The sequence below is a fragment of the uncultured Nostoc sp. genome (assembly GCF_937863485.1).
Taxonomy (GTDB): domain Bacteria; phylum Cyanobacteriota; class Cyanobacteriia; order Cyanobacteriales; family Nostocaceae; genus Nostoc.
The window spans coordinates 1-17,517 of sequence record NZ_CALMFY010000153.1 but is presented as its reverse complement, the minus strand read 5'-3'; the positions used below and the strand labels follow the sequence as shown (position 1 = coordinate 17,517).

The 17,517-nt window shown below is 42.2% G+C and carries 15 protein-coding genes and 2 pseudogenes; 7 read left to right on the top strand and 10 right to left on the bottom strand.

Annotated elements, in window-relative coordinates; translation table 11 throughout:
• The first annotated feature begins 51 nt into the window (after positions 1–51).
• The 3 genes from Q0541_RS19695 (at position 52) to Q0541_RS19685 (ending at position 7,242) form a co-directional block, all read left to right on the top strand.
• Entirely contained in the window at positions 52–4,098 is a 4,047-nt protein-coding gene (locus tag Q0541_RS19695; protein ID WP_298913937.1) for a DNA-directed RNA polymerase subunit beta'', read from the top strand.
• A gap of 538 nt (positions 4,099–4,636) precedes the next feature.
• Positions 4,637–5,962 (top strand): hypothetical protein, encoded by a 1,326-nt coding sequence (locus Q0541_RS19690; RefSeq protein WP_298913934.1) that lies wholly within the window; start codon positions 4,637–4,639, stop codon positions 5,960–5,962.
• A gap of 323 nt (positions 5,963–6,285) precedes the next feature.
• Positions 6,286–7,242: a putative 2-dehydropantoate 2-reductase gene (locus Q0541_RS19685; protein ID WP_298913931.1), complete on the top strand. Its 957-nt coding sequence runs from the start codon at positions 6,286–6,288 to the stop codon at positions 7,240–7,242.
• Between the two features lie 115 nt (positions 7,243–7,357).
• Here Q0541_RS19685 and Q0541_RS19680 read toward each other — a convergent pair whose 3' ends face one another.
• The 7 genes and pseudogenes from Q0541_RS19680 to Q0541_RS34535 all read right to left on the bottom strand — a co-directional run bounded on the left by Q0541_RS19680 (position 7,358) and on the right by Q0541_RS34535 (position 12,632).
• Positions 7,358–7,789 (bottom strand): hypothetical protein, encoded by a 432-nt coding sequence (locus Q0541_RS19680; RefSeq protein ID WP_298913928.1) that lies wholly within the window; start codon positions 7,787–7,789, stop codon positions 7,358–7,360.
• A pseudogene (locus Q0541_RS19675) lies at positions 7,790–7,933 on the bottom strand (SDR family oxidoreductase); the annotation flags it as partial. It abuts the gene before it with no gap.
• Positions 7,927–9,441 carry a 4-coumarate--CoA ligase family protein gene (locus tag Q0541_RS19670; protein ID WP_298914020.1) on the bottom strand — a complete coding sequence of 505 codons (1,515 nt, stop codon included), beginning with the start codon at positions 9,439–9,441 and terminating at the stop codon, positions 7,927–7,929. The gene Q0541_RS19670 and the pseudogene Q0541_RS19675, both read right to left, overlap by 7 nt.
• 434 nt (positions 9,442–9,875) lie before the next feature.
• Positions 9,876–10,313 carry a response regulator gene (locus Q0541_RS19665; RefSeq protein ID WP_298913925.1) on the bottom strand — a complete coding sequence of 146 codons (438 nt, stop codon included), beginning with the start codon at positions 10,311–10,313 and terminating at the stop codon, positions 9,876–9,878.
• A gap of 262 nt (positions 10,314–10,575) precedes the next feature.
• Positions 10,576–11,943, bottom strand: a complete 1,368-nt coding sequence (locus Q0541_RS19660) for a DUF3370 domain-containing protein (protein ID WP_298913922.1) — start codon at positions 11,941–11,943, stop codon at positions 10,576–10,578.
• Between the two features lie 41 nt (positions 11,944–11,984).
• Positions 11,985–12,119: pseudogene (locus tag Q0541_RS19655) on the bottom strand (peptidase C15); the annotation flags it as partial.
• A 378-nt stretch (positions 12,120–12,497) separates the two neighbouring features.
• A complete protein-coding gene (locus Q0541_RS34535; RefSeq protein ID WP_366941902.1) occupies positions 12,498–12,632 on the bottom strand; it encodes a hypothetical protein in 135 nt (44 codons plus the stop codon).
• A 142-nt stretch (positions 12,633–12,774) separates the two neighbouring features.
• Here Q0541_RS34535 and hisH point away from each other — a divergent pair, with 142 nt between their 5' ends.
• A complete protein-coding gene (hisH, locus tag Q0541_RS19645) occupies positions 12,775–13,410 on the top strand; it encodes an imidazole glycerol phosphate synthase subunit HisH (RefSeq protein ID WP_298913920.1) in 636 nt (211 codons plus the stop codon).
• 94 nt (positions 13,411–13,504) lie between these two features.
• Positions 13,505–14,050, top strand: coding sequence for a 16S rRNA (guanine(966)-N(2))-methyltransferase RsmD (gene rsmD / locus Q0541_RS19640; RefSeq protein WP_298913917.1), 546 nt, complete (start codon positions 13,505–13,507; stop codon positions 14,048–14,050).
• A 119-nt stretch (positions 14,051–14,169) separates the two neighbouring features.
• On the opposite strand, the gene petG is transcribed toward rsmD, so the two are convergent.
• On the bottom strand, positions 14,170–14,283 hold the full coding sequence (petG, locus tag Q0541_RS19635) for a cytochrome b6-f complex subunit V (protein ID WP_273762277.1): 114 nt from the start codon (positions 14,281–14,283) through the stop codon (positions 14,170–14,172).
• 210 nt (positions 14,284–14,493) lie between these two features.
• Here petG and Q0541_RS19630 point away from each other — a divergent pair, with 210 nt between their 5' ends.
• Both Q0541_RS19630 and Q0541_RS19625 read left to right on the top strand, forming a co-directional pair.
• Entirely contained in the window at positions 14,494–14,868 is a 375-nt protein-coding gene (locus Q0541_RS19630) for a cytochrome c (RefSeq protein WP_273762279.1), read from the top strand.
• 423 nt (positions 14,869–15,291) lie between these two features.
• Positions 15,292–16,086, top strand: a complete 795-nt coding sequence (locus tag Q0541_RS19625) for a peptidylprolyl isomerase (protein WP_298913912.1) — start codon at positions 15,292–15,294, stop codon at positions 16,084–16,086.
• Between the two features lie 768 nt (positions 16,087–16,854).
• Here the strand turns inward: Q0541_RS19625 and Q0541_RS34530 are convergent.
• Positions 16,855–17,109 carry a hypothetical protein gene (locus Q0541_RS34530; RefSeq protein ID WP_366941901.1) on the bottom strand — a complete coding sequence of 85 codons (255 nt, stop codon included), beginning with the start codon at positions 17,107–17,109 and terminating at the stop codon, positions 16,855–16,857.
• 42 nt (positions 17,110–17,151) lie between these two features.
• Positions 17,152–17,370, bottom strand: a complete 219-nt coding sequence (locus Q0541_RS34525) for a hypothetical protein (protein ID WP_366941900.1) — start codon at positions 17,368–17,370, stop codon at positions 17,152–17,154.
• Positions 17,371–17,517: the final 147 nt, after the last annotated feature.

Genomic DNA, 17,517 nt, shown 5'->3' with positions numbered 1-17,517 from the left:
CTGGCGAGTATTACGAATTATTAATTATTGATGACTCAGGACTAATGACTAATGACTAACGAAAAAATGATTTTTCGCAATCGGGTGGTTGACAAAGGTCAACTGAGAAATTTAATTTCTTGGGCCTTTACGCATTATGGTACGGCGCGAACCGCAGTAATGGCGGACAAACTAAAAGATTTGGGATTTCGCTACGCTACCAAAGCAGGGGTTTCCATCAGTGTAGATGACTTGATGGTGCCACCAACTAAGCGATTGCTGCTAGAAGCAGCCGAAGAAGAAATTCGCGCCACAGAAACCCGTTACCAACGGGGAGAAATCACCGAAGTAGAACGCTTCCAAAAGGTAATCGATACCTGGAACGGTACCAGTGAAGCCTTGAAAGATGAAGTTGTCGTTCACTTCAAGAAAACTGATCCCCTAAACTCCGTATACATGATGGCATTCTCCGGGGCACGGGGTAACATTTCCCAAGTCCGGCAATTGGTGGGGATGCGGGGACTGATGGCAGATCCTCAAGGGGAAATTATCGATTTGCCCATCAAAACTAATTTCCGTGAAGGACTAACTGTGACGGAATACATTATTTCGTCTTACGGTGCCAGAAAAGGATTAGTGGATACCGCCTTACGGACGGCTGACTCTGGTTATCTCACCCGCCGATTGGTGGATGTATCGCAGGATGTAATTATTCGGGAATTTGACTGCGGCACCACCAGAGGACTTAACATTCGACCAATGACAGAAGGTGCCAAAACCTTGATTCCTCTAGCAACTCGTTTGATGGGACGGGTAATTGGCGAAGATGTGGTGCATCCAGTCACAAAAGAAGTGATTGCACCACGCAATTCTCCAATTTCTGAGGACTTGGCAAAGAAAATTGAAAAATCTGGGGTGGGAGAAGTTGTGGTGCGATCGCCCCTAACTTGTGAAGCTGCACGTTCAGTGTGTCAACACTGCTACGGTTGGAGTTTAGCCCACGCCAAAATGGTGGATTTGGGCGAAGCAGTGGGGATTATTGCCGCCCAAAGTATCGGCGAACCTGGTACCCAGTTAACCATGCGGACATTCCACACAGGTGGTGTGTTTACTGGGGAAGTGGCGCAACAAGTTCGTTCTAAAATCGATGGGACTGTCAAGCTTCCCCGCAAACTGAAAACCAGAACATATCGTACCCGCCACGGGGAAGATGCCCTGTATGTTGAGGCTAATGGCATCCTGCTTTTGGAGCCAACAAAAGTAGGTGATGTTACCCCAGACAACCAAGAGGTTCATCTTACTCAAGGTTCAACACTATATGTATTTGATGGAAATAAGGTAAAACAAGGACAGTTGTTGGCAGAGGTTGCTCTCGGTGGACGCACAACTAGGACTAATACAGAAAAAGCAGTTAAAGATGTAGCCTCTGACTTGGCAGGGGAAGTGCAATTTGCCGAAGTAGTTCCAGAACAAAAAACCGACCGTCAGGGTAATACCACAACCACAGCCGCACGGGGTGGTTTGATTTGGATTTTGTCTGGGGAAGTTTACAACTTGCCACCTGGGGCAGAATTGGTGGTGAAAAATGGTGATGCGATCGCCTCGAATGGAGTTTTAGCAGAAACCAAGTTAACCACTTTACACGGTGGTGTGGTGCGCTTGCCGGAAGCTACCCCAGGTAAAAGTACTAGGGAAATTGAGATTATTACCGCTTCTGTAGTCTTAGACCAGGCAACGGTAACAGTCCAAAGTTCCCAAGGTCGTAATAATTACTTAGTCTCCACTGGCAACAACCAGATATTTAACCTCCGGGCTACACCTAGCACAAAAGTACAAAATGGTCAAGTGGTAGCTGAGTTAATTGATGACCGCTATCGCACAACCACTGGTGGATTCCTGAAATTCGCCGGTGTAGAAGTCCAGAAAAAAGGCAAAGCCAAGCTGGGTTATGAAGTTGTGCAGGGCGGTACCCTTTTGTGGATTCCCGAAGAAAGTCACGAAGTTAATAAAGACATCTCCTTGCTGTTGGTAGAAGACGGTCAATTTGTGGAAGCTGGCACCGAGGTAGTAAAAGATATTTTCTGCCAAAACAGCGGTGTGGTAGAAGTCACCCAGAAAAACGACATCCTGCGGGAAGTGGTGGTTAAGCCAGGAGAACTGCTAATGGTGGATGATCCAGAAGCAGTCATCGGGCGAGATAATACCTTCATCCAACCTGGCGAGGAATTTCAAGGCAGTGTCGCTACAGAATTACGCTATATCCAGTATGTGGAGACACCAGAAGGCCCTGCCCTGTTAAGTCGTCCGGTAGTTGAGTTTGCCGTACCGGATAATCCAGACGTGCCATCAACTACATCAGTAAGTCAAAAAACTGGGCGTTCGATTCAGTTGCGGGCTGTGCAGCGACTACCTTACAAAGATTCGGAACGCGTCAAGTCTGTTGAAGGTGTGGAACTGCTGCGAACCCAGTTAGTGCTGGAAATTGAGCAAGAAGGGGAACAAGACCACAATGCTTCGCCCCTAGCAGCAGATATTGAATTGGTACAGGATACTGAAGACCCAGAAGTTCAGCGCTTACAACTGGTGATTTTGGAGTCCTTGGTAATTCGTCGAGATATTACCGCTGATGCCACCCAAGGTAGCACTGAGACAACACTTGAAGTAGAAGATGGGCTTACCATCGCCCCTGGATCTGTGGTAGCACGGACCCAAATCTTGTGTAAAGAAGGGGGGATAGTGCGGGGCGTGCAAAAAGGAAGCGAAAACGTGCGTCGCTGTTTAGTGTTGCGCCACACCGATATGCTCACAACCAATACTAGTACTCAGCCCAAGGTAAAAGTGGGTGACTTGCTAGTAGAAGGTACAGAAGTTGCTGCGGGAGCTTTTGCCCCAGAATCAGGGCAAGTAGTGGATATTAAAAGTGCCGCTGCTGCATCTGGTGGGGAATCAGCTCTGAGTACTAAAAACTACGTTATTACTACCCGCATCGGTCGCCCTTATCGAGTCAGCCCTGGTGCTGTGTTGCAGATAGAAGACGGCGATTTGGTACAACGGGGTGATAACTTGGTGTTGTTGGTGTTTGAACGCGCCAAAACCGGAGATATCATTCAAGGTTTGCCCCGGATTGAGGAACTGCTTGAAGCTCGTAAACCGAAAGAAGCGTGCATTTTATGTCGGCGGGCGGGTGAAGTTAAGGTAGTTTACGGCGATGGTGATGAAGCGATCGCCATCAAGGTCGTAGAATCAAATGGCGTGGTCACTGATTATCCTCTAGGACCAGGACAAAATTTGATTGTGCCAGATGGAGCAACTGTGTTAGCGGGACAACCGTTGACAGATGGTCCATCCAACCCGCACGAAATTTTGGAAATCTTCTTTAGCCTGGGTTCCGAAGACGGAGTTTATGCTTGTGCTAGCTATGCTTTGCAGAAGGTACAGACATTCTTGGTGAATGAAGTGCAAATGGTGTATCAGTCTCAGGGGATTGATATTTCCGATAAGCACATTGAAGTGATTGTTCGCCAGATGACCAACAAAGTCCGGATTGATGATGGTGGTGACACTACAATGCTTCCTGGCGAATTGGTGGAACTGCGCCAAGTTGAGCAGGTGAACGAAGCTATGGCAATTACAGGCGGTGCTAGGGCACAGTATACCCCAGTATTATTGGGTATCACCAAAGCATCGTTGAACACTGACAGCTTTATTTCTGCTGCATCCTTCCAAGAGACAACACGTGTACTTACCGAAGCAGCCATCGAAGGTAAATCTGACTGGCTACGTGGATTAAAGGAAAACGTGATTATCGGGCGATTGATTCCGGCTGGTACTGGGTACAATACCTATGATGAACCCGGTGCGATCGATGATTATGCTGCTGAGATTAGCAATGGTGTCTTGGATGAAGTTGATGATCCCCTGGATATGGTTTTAGATGACCGTACTGCTCGCACCTATAATTTAGATTCTCCTACTCTTGGAGAATCTGGTTTTGGTAGCAGACGTGCAGAAAGGTCAATTTTAGATGACGACGATGAATTAATCGCCGATGAAGTAGCAGACGAGGACGATTTCGAGGAAGAAGAAGAAGACGAGGAAGATGATTTCGACGAGGAATAGAGACTTGAAATTTTGCGTCTCTATTAAAAGGTAAAAAGTAAAAAGGCAAAAGAAGATTTTCTTTTGCCTTTTTATTTTGCTCTCTAAAAACACATTTTTGAATCCTCAAGATTCTGGTTTTTGGCTTTCTACCTAGTAGTGATTTGTCAAACTAGTTTTGATTGATGGTTTGTAGTCAGGATTTTATACCAATTCACGAAAACCCTGATACAGATAGATTTCTTGTAGGGGCATGGCATTGCCATGCCCTTACCAACGTATTTGTATCATTATTAAAGTGAAATGGTATTAGTCCTTATTTTCTCAGGACTAAAGTCTTGTCTACTGATCAATTTAAACTTGACACAGTAGACATCTCCTAAAGAAACTTTGCAGGGTAGCAGTCAGCAGCGTCAGATCATCTAATTTGGGATAAAATGTGCTTATTGAAAACTTTTAGAGGAGATATGGCAGTTTCCATAGGGAAGTTGCTAAATTATCAAACAAGCAATTCTCTCAAAAGCTATAATTTACATCTGTTGCACCGAGAGATGAACTTGTGGATGTCATATTAGAACGATCGCACCAATTAAAACAAGCCTTAGTTGATTTTGTTCTTGATGCAGAAGGCGAACTGGCACAAGCACTCGAAACCTATGCAGCAGCACAGTTGCGTCGTGGAAGTGGGGATAGTACGCAGCAGGACTTAATCATCGATAGCTTTCTGACAGTAGGGAAAGTCGGTGAGAAGTCACCATTAGAGTTGTTTATCGAAAGCCATCCAGATTTAGAAGGGAGCGATCGCGACCTGATCAAAAGCTGGCATCATAGTTTTATTGGCTTATTTGCCATTACTAACATCCTACCTGATGGCTTTGAGCTGACGAACTGGTTGACAGATAAACGCTATATCGTCAAGCCAAACAATACCCAAACACTACAGGCAATATCTCGGTTGAAAGTAGGAGAAATCTTACTAACTCGCATTTCTCCCGTTACCGACAGCTACTGGATGTTTTCTGGCCCCTACACAATGATGGGTAAATTGGGTAAACCAAAACTTGCTGTAGCAATTGGTAATTTCAAAGAAAACTATAAAAGTAATCTTTACAGCGATGCTCCAGACTTGCTAGAAGAGGCTTGGGAGTCAGTAGCACAATATCATCAGCAGTTTGTAGACTTTTTTGGCACTGATGAAATCACACTGCCGGGATACCAGCTTAATAAAAAAATAGCCCAATTCCAAGAATTAATCACTGAAAAAAGCTTTGCAGCAGCAGGAATTGATACTTCCAAGTCCTTGGCTGAAGTGGCAGAAGCAGCTGGCATCACAGATGAGGAAATCAAAGCAGCAGCACAAGAATTTGGTGCTGACTCAAACGCAGTTTCTCAGATGTTTAACAGCAAAAGTGGCAATAGCAAAATGGTTATGCCCAAAGTTGATTTACCTGCGGAACTCAAAAAAGCAGAACAGGTAACGGCTCTTTCTGATCCTCGTTGGGGACAAATATTTTTACCAACATATAGTAAAATACAAGCAATTTTATCAGCAGAGGACTGGGAAAGTATTGAAGGGGCTGAAAAATTAATTCGGTATTACCTCGAAGATAAAAGTATTAACGCCTTTATCTGGCATCGGTTAGCGCAACAGTATCCAACTCAGTTAGAAAGGGTGTTGCAGAAATATCTGCAACGTCCATTTAGCCTTGAAAGTGACTTAGACCCACTTTTGCAAGAATTCAACAAACCTATTGAGCCAGAGTTACCAGAAATTGCTAGCGTTCCTATACATCTACACAACTTATTTCAAGAAGCTTTAGGAGAAGTTAATAAATCTAAGCCTAAGGGTAAGGGGCAAAAAAAGCCAGCAAAGGGTTTTCAATAAAGTTAACAAATATATCTAACATCTCACCCTAGTCACTTAGGGTTATATGGTTTCCAAGGCAGAGTCGTTTGTAGGAGGGTACAGCTAGCTATTTGCTCCCAACGCCTATTGGGTAAATATCAGTATCAAAAACCAGATGAAGACCATTCTTGACAGATTAAGAACATCAACTATTAGTCAACATGTTCTTTTTTGATTTGGTAACTAACTGCAACCCTGGTTCATATAATTCTTCAAATAATTTTTGACCAGATTACCCTCGGCTGTATGTGTGCGACGTATTCGCCTTATGATCATCATAGAAAAATCTCATTGTTACCAAAATGTCCGAGCGTAGTTACGCCATTCTAGGAACTGGTGCATTAGGTGGCTTTTATGGTGCCAAACTGCAAAAAGCTGGTTTAGATGTCCACTTTCTGCTGAAGAGTGATTATGAATATGTCAGTAAATCTGGTTTGGTTATTGAGTCAAAAGATGGTGATTTCACCCTGACTCAAGTTAATGCCTACAATGATGTAGAAAAAATGCCACAATGCGATGTGGTGGTGGTAGCATTAAAGACGACACAAAACCATTTATTGCCGCAGATGTTACCGCCACTCGTCAGGGATGATGGGGTAGTGTTGGTATTGCAAAATGGATTGGCGGTGGAAGAAGAAGTTGCCAAAATAGTTGGCAATGTCAGCATTATTGGTGGGTTGTGTTTTCTCTGTTCCAATAAAGTCGAAGCAGGACATATCCGCCACCTCGACTATGGACAAATTACACTAGGAGGATATGCTTCTGGCTATGATCCTACTGGGATTACAGATAAGATGCGGCAAATTGCCGATGACTTCAAGAGTGCTGGTATCTCAATGGAATTAACTGAAGACTTACTACTAGGGCGATGGAAAAAATTGGTGTGGAATATTCCCTATAATGGACTGTCTGTAATTCTCAACGCTAGAACAGATGAATTAATGTCCTATGTCCACACCCGCAAATTAGTTGAACAGTTGATGTATGAAGTTGCAGCAGGTTCCTTTAGTTGCGGACGCATCATTCCTGATAGCTTCATTCAAACAATGCTAGATTACACCGTGAAGATGAAGCCTTATCGTACCAGCATGAAAATTGACTACGACGAAAGACGGCCTTTGGAAGTAGAAGCAATTTTTGGGAACCCATTACGGAAAGTGCATTCTAAAGGTGTGGATTTACCGCAGATTAGCTGTATATACCAGCAGCTAAAGTTTTTGGATGAGATTAGAAGAGTGGAAGATCGCCGAAACGCTTAATTCCTTCTGCTACTCTGCACTTTGTCCAATGCCAAGACTCAAGAATTATCGCCGTTGTCATTAAACACAACAGGATAAATTCCAAAGGCACAAAGAAGTGTTTTAGTAATGTTCATCATTTCGCATCCAAAAAACCGCTACTAATAAAGTAGTCAAAATAGGTATTCAGCAATTTAGTATCTACTGGAGGACAGATAATCGAACTTTCTGCCAGTGCGGTCTGCGTTGCTTGACAGCTAATTTTTGGTTCTCTAGCTTGTTGATGCTCTGGAGAATTTTTGAGAAAGAAAGGTAAAAGAGGATATAAAGGATTTGATTGCGAACGAGCTTGGTTACTAAGCTGTGACTGCCAATTTTGATAAGAAATATGCTTAATGGGATAGCCTAAAGAACGAATAAAATCAGTTAGCTGATTCCAAGAAATAGGTTGAGGATTGTTTAAATGAAAAGATTTACCAAGAGCTTCGCGTTGTCTTGATAAATAGACAATGCTTTTGCTGACATAATCAACAGGAGATAAATCCAATATATCAGTTATACCAGCCATGCTTCCCATTTGGATGCAACCTTTAATCATTCGACAAATAACATCATCTGTATACCAAGCACCTGTTTGACTATGACCGGAAATAAAGGGTGGTCTGTAAATAGAAACGGGAATAGCACGCGAGCGTGCAATAGTAGCTAATTTTTCTGCAACCCATTTACTTTGAGAAGAGGTTCTGGTAAGTTTTCTGCTATATTTGCTATTTCTCGTTGCACTAAAAGCCGACGCAAAATTTTACCAGAAGCTGATTTGGGGATTTTATCGACAATTTCCAACCGACGAATTCTTTTATGTGGTGCGACAAGTCCTGCTACAAATTCCATAATTTCCCCAAGAGTAGCTTCGCTTTTGAGGACAACAAAACCCTTGGGAACTTCACCCGTACTTGGATGGGGACTGGGGATTACAGCAGCATTAGCGATCGCTGGATGGGATAACAATACAGCCTCTAGTTCTGCTGGCGCAATTGGATATCCGTTGTATTTAATTAACTCTTTAATCCGGTTAACTATGTAAAAATAACCATCTTCATCTACATAAGCTATATCACCAGTGCGAAACCAACCATCGGCATCAATTACTTTTGCAGTCGCTTCAGGGTTATTTAAATACCCTTTCATCACTTGCGGACCGCGAATCCATAGCTCCCCTTGCTCGTGGAAACCCAAGGGTTTCTCTGTTTCAATATCTACAATTTGACATTCAGTATTTCTCATGCAGGGACCAACAGAACCGGATTTGATTTTTTCACGTTCGTCAGGGTTGATATGCGTTATTGGGCTGGTTTCTGTCAAACCGTAGGCTTGCTTGACGACACAATTTAAACGCTGTTCGCATTCCAAAGTCACTTCATTACCCAGTGGAGCTGCTCCACTGGTAATTATCTTTAAGCTAGAAAGGTCGTATTTATCTACTATTGGTTGTTTTGCTAAGGCTAAGACTATCGGAGGTACTAAATGAGCGCGAGTAATTTTATACTTCTGCACTAGTCTCAAAAAAGTCTCTAAATCAAATTGCGGCATCACAACTACGGTAGCACCACAATAAAGGCTATAGTTTAAGAAAATTTGCAGTCCGTAGCTATGAAAGAATGGCAGAATGCCAATAATTGTGTCTGCTGAACTTATCAACTCGCGGTTTGAAAGTTGGTACACGTTGGCTGCTAGATTATAGTGTGTCAGTGTGACTCCTTTAGGCAAACCAGTTGTGCCACTAGAATAGGGCAAAGCAACCGCGTCTTCTTTTGGATTAATTTGTACTTTTGGTACTGAGTCACAATGTTCTAAAAGTACAGAAAATGGGATTGCACCCGCAGCGTTACCAAACACAAATACTGATTCAACTTTTGACTGACTAGCGGCCTCTAATCCGCGTTCTAGCAGTTCTGGTACTGTCAGCAAATATTTAGCACCAGCATCATTTAATTGATATGCAAGTTCGCTAGCTGTAAAAGATGGATTTGCCGTGGTGCTAACTCCACCTAAACTAGCGATCGCCCCAAATGCGATGGGATATTCTAGACAGTTAGGACTATAAATAGCAACTACATCCCCCTTAGAAAAACCCCTCGCAGCAAAACCAGCAGCTACTTTGCTAATTGAGTCTGCTAGTTCTCTATAAGTTATCGTTCGACCAGTTAGCCCGTCAATCATCGCTGGTTTGTCAGTGAATTCTATCACTCGTTGCAAGACAATTTCCGTTAAGGGCTGTTCAGGGATGGAGATATTCGGTTCTGTACTGCGAAAAATCATAGGGTTTCCTTATATAGAGAAAAGCTAGCTTTACTCAGTAGTATTTTTGCAGGTTTTTACTTTGAGATATTTTTTGTACCTTCTTCAACCCGTCGAGCTCACGTTAATTTAATATCCCATTTATCAACACATTTTAAATAAGTAGATAGGCACAATTAAACCAAACTACGTAAACTTATATAAAGCACCATAAACGCTTTGAATATAACCTTTGAAGCAATTTACATTTCTTAATCTAGTTGTATTTTTTAACGCCCACCTACTTAGAGTTACTAATTGACAAAAGTAATCTTGTCTTAACCTCTCACGAATGGATCAAGACCGAGTATTTATATCTAAAGATCGGTAGATAGCAGGTGAACAATCTCACCTACGATTGACTCTGGACTCTCAAGCTTGACTAGAAATCGATTAAAACCAGCATTCAAAGCCTTATGACTTGAGACTTCCCGTGTATAAGAAGTGATGGCGATCGCAGGCAACTGTCTTAGGGATAGGCAAGAATGCACTCGAATTTGCTCAATTAACCAATTTCCATCATGATCAGGCAACTTCACATTGCACACCAGAATATCGGGATGAAGCGATTCTACCAAGGCAAGGGCTTCTTCTGCATCGGTTAAAGCCATCACCTCTGCACCAGCTGCTTCTAAAATGAAGATGAGCAAATCTGCAATATCTGGCTCATCCTCTACCAGTAAAATCAGGGTTCCAATAAGGAGCTGGAGCGAATTTAACTCAGTTTCTTGATTGATTTTTTGATCGCTTGCCATGCTGTCCTTTTATTGCCTGCTATAGTCTGCTATTTATATTGCAACGCATGGAGCGGAATAAGTATTCACCCTAAATACACAAACTTTGGATGAAAAGTCTTATCAATATGAAGAATGTTAATTCATGGAGCAACATTGACCGCCTTGTTGTGCCTTCGAGCCGCGCCAAGTTGGTAAACAGTAAGACTTTGTGAATGATCTGACTAATATTTTTTGGTAATAGGTAATTGGAGAAAAGCTCTTACCCATTACTTATGAATCATTACCGAGGTGCAGCTTGAGTTGACACTGTTAATACTTGCGGTGGTGTCGCATCCGGTGGATAGAGAAAATCTACTTCTACTAAGGAGCGATCGCCAGCTTTCATATTTAATAAAACTAACGGTTCTCCTGGTTGACCTCTCTTTTGCACCAAATGTACATACTCCGTTTGCAGCTGACCAAGGTCATTTTTGTAACGTACCCGAACTGTGCCTCGGAAGAATACTTCACGGGCTGGTGTATTCAAAAAGCGTAACCCTGGTTTTCCTAACTGTTCTTCTTTTAGTGGCGTTTGCATCGACACACTAACAGTTTGAGAACTTTGAGTATTGTTATATAACGGCAACTTTAGATTATATTGAATTCCATAGTTGCCATGAGCGCGATATGCGGTGTCAGGATAACGCACCAGCATGGGTGCACTTTGAATTTGACCAGTTCCTAACGTACCACCATGCAGGGTACTCAGAGCGTAGGAAAACACTTGACCAGGCTGGGGAATAGTCAGATACCCAGCTTTAGGATTATCTACTAATAAGGCTCTCCATCGTGAACCACCAGCCACTCCAGCAACACGCCCATAAATTCTTGGTTTGTCAGTTTCCTCTAAGGGAGTAGCAGTTTTATCCCGTGGCCCAGCCAAATCACCATTATCTAGTAAATTCTGCCACTCTTTTAAAGTAGGCGATCGCTCACTGCCATCGGGATTCACCCGTGCAAACATGGCTAGGCTAGCTGCATAGACAGTGCCATTACTTTGCAATCGGATCAATGTAGACCGACCATTCACGGGTGGTGTCAGTCCCTGCACAGGAATTGGCAGATTGAGTAACATTCGACTTTGCCCTGGTGGAATCTCAATTTGGGCAGGAAAAATCTCTTGTCGCCGTCCCCTTAAAACATCAGACATGACGCGATCGCCTGGCCCCGCAAAAATTGTACCTAAAAGATTTTGGGTAAAGGATGGTAACTGAATAAATGGTGCATCCGGTTGACTCAAATAACTCGCCGCCTGCCAAATATTTATCTTCACTAGTTCAGAACCAGGGTTATGCAAAATTATTCCCAGATACAGCGAACGCAAATTCTCTGGTGGTTCAGCCTTAGTAACATGATGGGCAAAAATATCAAATCGTCCCCGAAAGGGAAAATTCAGATGCGCTGTTGGCACTTTTTTGCCATCTGGTGGAAAAGTGGAGAGTAAAATTCCTTCTTTCAACACCAATTCTGGACTATTGCTGTTAAACGTTGGTACTGTATCCAACTTGCCTGGTAAAGGACGCACTTCTTGTGGTTGCAGGACTTCTTCAAGTGGTGGTGTAGCAGGAATTGATTGAGCAATTGGCAAAATCAGTAGCAATGGCAACATACACTTAGATATTTTTTCCAATATCACAGACATTAATAAGTTTATAAAAGTGCCAATTTGTTAATAATTAATAAGAAATCTGCAAGAATTTCCATCAAATTTTCTTGATTGAGAACCGGAACGTGGACAAAGATACAACGTGCCGTGAGTTGGCTTTGTTCGTGCCAATCTTAGATTTTAGATTTTTTTGGTTCATGTCCCGTCTAAGCGTAGGCAAAACAAATCCAATCATCCGCTCGTGGACTCGCTCTAAGCGTTGGCGCAGCCTCTCTAAGAGTTGCCATGCCGCAGCTTTTACACTACGCTACCGTCAATTCCATTATCCAAAATTGATTGACTTAAGTAGTCCAATACTGAATAGTAAACTACCTTCTAGTGCATCCCCACTCGTGTTCACAAACAAATTTACCGCAATCATGGCTAATCTGAATTGCCAATGCTCCCACCACTAATTTCTCTAAATCGACTTCTGTCTGCAAAATAATTTCTTTACAGCTTGCACCTGCTTGCACACTTAATCATGTACGGCTTGCAGCCATGCCACAACAGATGATCTAATCAGGTTGGATTGCATTGATTTTTTCAATTACCTGATGACTGGCAAGTTGCACATCTACCGGTAACTGGCGCAAAAAAGTTAAGTCATGGGGTATCAACTCAAGTTTTGTAGCTTCTAGTAATAAATTCATCAGAAGAATTCGACAGTTTATCGTTTAGCAAGTGTCAAAGGAAGTTAATAGAATTCTTTTATTCATAACAAATATTATTTAGAATAGAAATATTATTTAGAATAGAAAAACCCTCCATAATAAATTTACAAGGAGCAGGTAAATGCCAGTTATTGCGGTCGTAGACTATGAGATGGGAAATTTGCACTCAGTCTGCAAAGGCTTAGAAAAAGCTGGGGCAACTCCTAATGTTACTTATTCTCCAAAGGAATTAGAGCAGGCAGATGCAATAGTCCTACCGGGAGTGGGAGCATTTGATCCAGCAGTGCAACACTTGCGATCGCGTGGTTTGGAACAACCTATTAAAGAAGCGATCGCATCTGGTAAACCTTTTTTGGGAATTTGTTTAGGATTGCAAATTCTCTTTGAATCAAGTGCAGAAGGTACCCAACCAGGACTAGGAATTATTAAAGGAAAAGTGCGGCGGTTTCGTCCAGAACCTGACATCACTATTCCTCACATGGGTTGGAATCAACTGGAAGTGACTCAGCCAAAAAGTATTTTGTGGGAGCATTTACCGTCCGATCCTTGGGTATATTTTGTCCATTCCTACTATGTTGACCCCATAGAAGAGCAAATCCGTGCAGCAACTGTCACCCACGGGACTCAAACCGTCACAGCTGCGATCGCCCACGAAAACCTGATTGCAGTCCAATTTCACCCCGAAAAATCCTCTAATATCGGATTGCAAATCCTGTCTAATTTTGTTGCTCAAGTCCGCGAAAAAATTCCTGCCTAATACTATTTTCGTCATTTGTCTTTTGTTATTTGTCTTTTTTCATTTGTTAATAAATGAAAATGGCTAATGACCAATAACTAACGACTAATCGATTATGAGTCTGAGAATTTACGGCAATCGCCAGCTAAAAACTTTACCAGGAAAAGAAACTAGACCCACCAGTGCGCGAGTCAGACAAGCAGTTTTTAATATTTGGCAGGGAGAAATAGTAGGTTGTCGCTGGCTGGATTTGTGCGCCGGTACTGGTTCAATGGGTGCAGAGGCTTTGTGTAGAGGAGCCAGCTTAGTAGTAGGAATTGAACAATCAAGCCGAGCCTGTGCCACTATTCAACAAAATTGGCAGCAAGTAGCTGATGCCGAGCAAGAATTTCGGGTATTGTGGGGAGATATTATTCAGCAGTTAAAGACTTTATCAGGCAAGCAATTTGACAGAATCTACTTTGATCCACCTTATGCCAGTGGATTGTATCAGCCAGTTTTAGAAGCGATCGCTCACTATCAGCTTTTAGATTCTAGCGGCGAAATCGCAGTTGAACACGGCTCACAAGGTTGGACACCGCCAGAGATTTCCGCTTGGGAAATTTGTCGCAACAAAGTTTATGGCAACACATCACTTACTTTCTACAGAATTTTGGAATGAGACAAGAGGGTGAGTGGGGAAGCAGGGGGAGAAAATTGTATCTTGTCCTCTTTGTCCCCCTTATCTCCCCCACTCATAACTCAGCACTCATAACTCAGCACTCATAACTCAACACGTTCTCACCCCCCCAACCGGTTGGGTCGCTTGTATTGCTTATAGGCAGCGTAAAACAGTCCGGCGAGAGTGACGAAAACTAGACCAAGGACAATACCTGATAGCAGGGGTTCAACCACCGTAAATCTCCTCTTCGTAATTATTAAATATTCGTTTCCTGTTTTTGATTTTACCAAATTTGGTATGAATCCTGCGCTCTACAGCCTTTTTGGAGGATGACTGCCCACAAGAAAATTATCTTCTGTGGTTGCAGACACAATCAAGAACTTTTAAGCTATGTGTAGGAAATAAAAACTTTTTAGCACACCTAAACTTTCACCGCAAACCTTTTGGATAACCAGATTACCAAACCTGAAATTTTGATTCAGCGCATCGTTTTATTGACGCTGGCCATACTGCTAGCAGTCCCTTTGGGCTTTTTTGGTGTTCAGTTGGTTCAAGCCTCCGATCCATACGTCAAGAGTGTTCTGTCCCTAACAGGAAACCCAGTTCAAGGACACGCTATTTTTCAAATTAACTGTGCTGGTTGTCATGGCTTGGAAGCAGACGGCCGAGTAGGCCCCAGTTTGCAAGCTGTTTCAAAGCACAAATCTCAATATGGACTGATTCACCAAGTAATCAGTGGTGAAACACCGCCAATGCCCAAATTCCAGCCTAGTGCCCAAGAAATGGCGGATCTTTTGAACTATTTAAAGTTGTTGTAGAGGTTAGAATTTTTGGTTAAAGGATACATAAATCTCTCATGGAAAAAGGCAGCACACCCAATGCTGCCTTTTTCTATCTCTGATAACTGTTAACAGACGACGAGAATTTCTAGATGTGCAAGGCAAGCGTGGCTTGTCACCAGACATCGTCTTTGAGCATTCTTTAAAGTATCTACAAAACCGTCATTCAGGCGTTGTCATGCAAGTTGAACGTCTTCACATCTGGTCGTATGTACGTAGAATCTTTGATAAAAACTTATATAAACTGTATATTTTAAAGTATGTTAGCAAATCACTATTTAATTATTGCAAAAGTAAGGTTAACATACCTGACTCGGTGGGACTAAGACAAAAGCTCCCAGTGAATGGGCTATGTTACAGCTTGTTTGACAAACCAGATATTCTTAAGATGCCTGAAAGCTAATGACTGAAGCGATCCAAATCGGTAATCGTACAATCACAGCTAGTGAACTGATTTCCTTACTGGCAAGTTACCAAATGCTGCCACAGTTGCAGCGGGAATTGATCCTTGATGAAGCGATAAATCAAAGCTCACGCTCCGCGAACCTAGCAATATGTACACCTGAGGAAGTAGCCCAAGCTAAACAGCAGTTTTACGCCGAAAAACAATTCAAAAATGAAGAAGACATTCAGGCTTGGATGGCACATCAAGGTGTGACTCCTGAACAACTAGAAGTTATTATCACTCGTAAGCTTAAAATTGAAAAATTCAAGCAAGCCACTTGGGGTAATAAACTGGAATCCTACTTTTTTCAGTCCAAGGCAAAACTGGATAAAGTAATTTATTCTCTACTCAGAACCCAAGATGTGGGAATTGCCCAAGAACTTTATTTTCGGATTCAGGCAAAAGAAAACTCTTTTGCTGATTTGGCGCGGGAATACTCACTTGGACCAGAAGCCCAAACTGGTGGCTTAGTGGGTCCGATTGAACTGAATGCACTACATCCGGTAATGGTGCAAATGCTTTCTAGCAGTCAACCAGGTCAGATATTGCCCCCTACGCGCATCGCTGACTGGTTCGTGATTTTACGGCTGGAAAAATTTATCCCCGCACAACTAGATGAATTCATGAAAGTGCGTTTGCTAAATGAACTCTTTGAAATCTGGCTACAAGAACAGCAAAAGCAAATCATGTCTGCACCACGAGGAGAGGGGGGCACGGGACGACAGGGAGAGGGCAATAACCCTATAACCTAAGCATGGGAGTCATCTGCCATAGTTGGCTTCAAAACCGAAGGTCGCGATCACATTCACCAGAACCTTTGCCCAGAGTATATTTCGGACTTTTTTGATGGGTAAGAGTTTTGATCCGCTGTGAAACGCCTAAATCTAGATTTTATAAGGCTTTGAGAAATATAGTGAGAAATCCGGGGTTAGGGTGTGCAGACTCATGGACACACTATAAGCATCAACAGTGCTTTAATTTGGTAGCGTTCGGCACACAATAGTATATGAGTCAACCCTAAATTCGCAACATCATTATTGAATCTGCTAGCAAGTGTGTAAATAAAGATAGGTGGTTTTATCTAGCAGACTTTGGTGGTGTCCTTCGTATTTTGGGATTTGACTTAAAATCAACAGGGCACTTAAAACTTTCTCATTTATTGAGTGAATATACTGATCTAAGCTCGGTTGGTTTGTCGTCCAGACAGCGATTGGTTAATTGCACAAAACATTAGGCAAATCCAACATTTATGATCGCACTCTTAGATGACGCTTTCTGCGTCATCTGAGCATTTTCTCGTGTTTGAAGCTATGTACGTAGTATTACCGTTTATTTAAGCTATATTATTAACTATACTTTCCTTGGATAACATTCTCCTTGTATTGTTATATTTTGCGCTCTTTATTTACCTTTTACGGGTTTATTCGGTTAGGTGCAAGATGTGAGTTGATAGTTTTTTATGTCCTGGGTGATAGTGGGTAATGTCATAAATTTACTATAAATCCCTCACATAATCAATTTTACTTACCTTCTTCCCACTCTTTCCCACCAGGTAAATCAATCAATATCTCATCAATAGCACCAGGCAAAGACTTTTGAGAATTCGTATAAGTCAAATTTAAAAAATCTTTTGCTACGGACATAATCAGTAGTTTTTCTAGCATTCCTTGCAATCGCTTAGGTGTATACAAACCATCAAAAATTTCAGCAGATGCAGGATCGATTGCCGCATCATAAGCAGCATCGAGCAAATCCTCCCATTCACATTGCTTCACATAATGAGAAGTCTTATTATCCTGTAAATTTAAATCTTGAATTTATAAAATCCAGCCTTTAATAGAAGCTACCCAGGAATTAGTTAATGTCTGTTCAACTTGATTTTTAATCAAAGGAATAATGAGCCTGATGAGGAAACTCCTAATATTTCGGATATAACTCTTTCGACTCATCAACTCTAGCTCATCAACAATTACTAAAGCGTCGTCATAACGTCCATCAAGAATGGACTTTCTTAAATCCCAAAGTTCTTGGGTCATAAGTTATAGCGATTTATACAATACTAAATTCAGCATAAACGAAAACCCGCTAGCAGTGATGTGAGCTAGCGGGTTTTGTTTGTATTAAAATCCCTGGCATCGAGCTATTTTTGCGTAGGGCTACCCCTAAACTATCGTGGCCGCAGC

Excerpts from the sequence above, each read along its gene's own strand:
- Q0541_RS19695 (WP_298913937.1), top strand. The coding sequence starts at position 52 with ATGACTAACGAAAAAATGATTTTTCGCAATCGGGTGGTTGACAAAGGT.
- Q0541_RS19685 (WP_298913931.1), top strand. The coding sequence starts at position 6,286 with ATGTCCGAGCGTAGTTACGCCATTCTAGGAACTGGTGCATTAGGTGGC.
- Q0541_RS19680 (WP_298913928.1), bottom strand. The coding sequence starts at position 7,789 with ATGGCTGGTATAACTGATATATTGGATTTATCTCCTGTTGATTATGTC.
- Q0541_RS19670 (WP_298914020.1), bottom strand. The coding sequence starts at position 9,441 with ATGATTGACGGGCTAACTGGTCGAACGATAACTTATAGAGAACTAGCA.
- Q0541_RS19665 (WP_298913925.1), bottom strand. The coding sequence starts at position 10,313 with ATGGCAAGCGATCAAAAAATCAATCAAGAAACTGAGTTAAATTCGCTC.
- Q0541_RS19660 (WP_298913922.1), bottom strand. The coding sequence starts at position 11,943 with ATGTTGCCATTGCTACTGATTTTGCCAATTGCTCAATCAATTCCTGCT.
- Q0541_RS34535 (WP_366941902.1), bottom strand. The coding sequence starts at position 12,632 with ATGAATTTATTACTAGAAGCTACAAAACTTGAGTTGATACCCCATGAC.
- hisH (WP_298913920.1), top strand. The coding sequence starts at position 12,775 with ATGCCAGTTATTGCGGTCGTAGACTATGAGATGGGAAATTTGCACTCA.
- rsmD (WP_298913917.1), top strand. The coding sequence starts at position 13,505 with ATGAGTCTGAGAATTTACGGCAATCGCCAGCTAAAAACTTTACCAGGA.
- Q0541_RS19625 (WP_298913912.1), top strand. The coding sequence starts at position 15,292 with ATGACTGAAGCGATCCAAATCGGTAATCGTACAATCACAGCTAGTGAA.
- Q0541_RS34525 (WP_366941900.1), bottom strand. The coding sequence starts at position 17,370 with ATGACCCAAGAACTTTGGGATTTAAGAAAGTCCATTCTTGATGGACGT.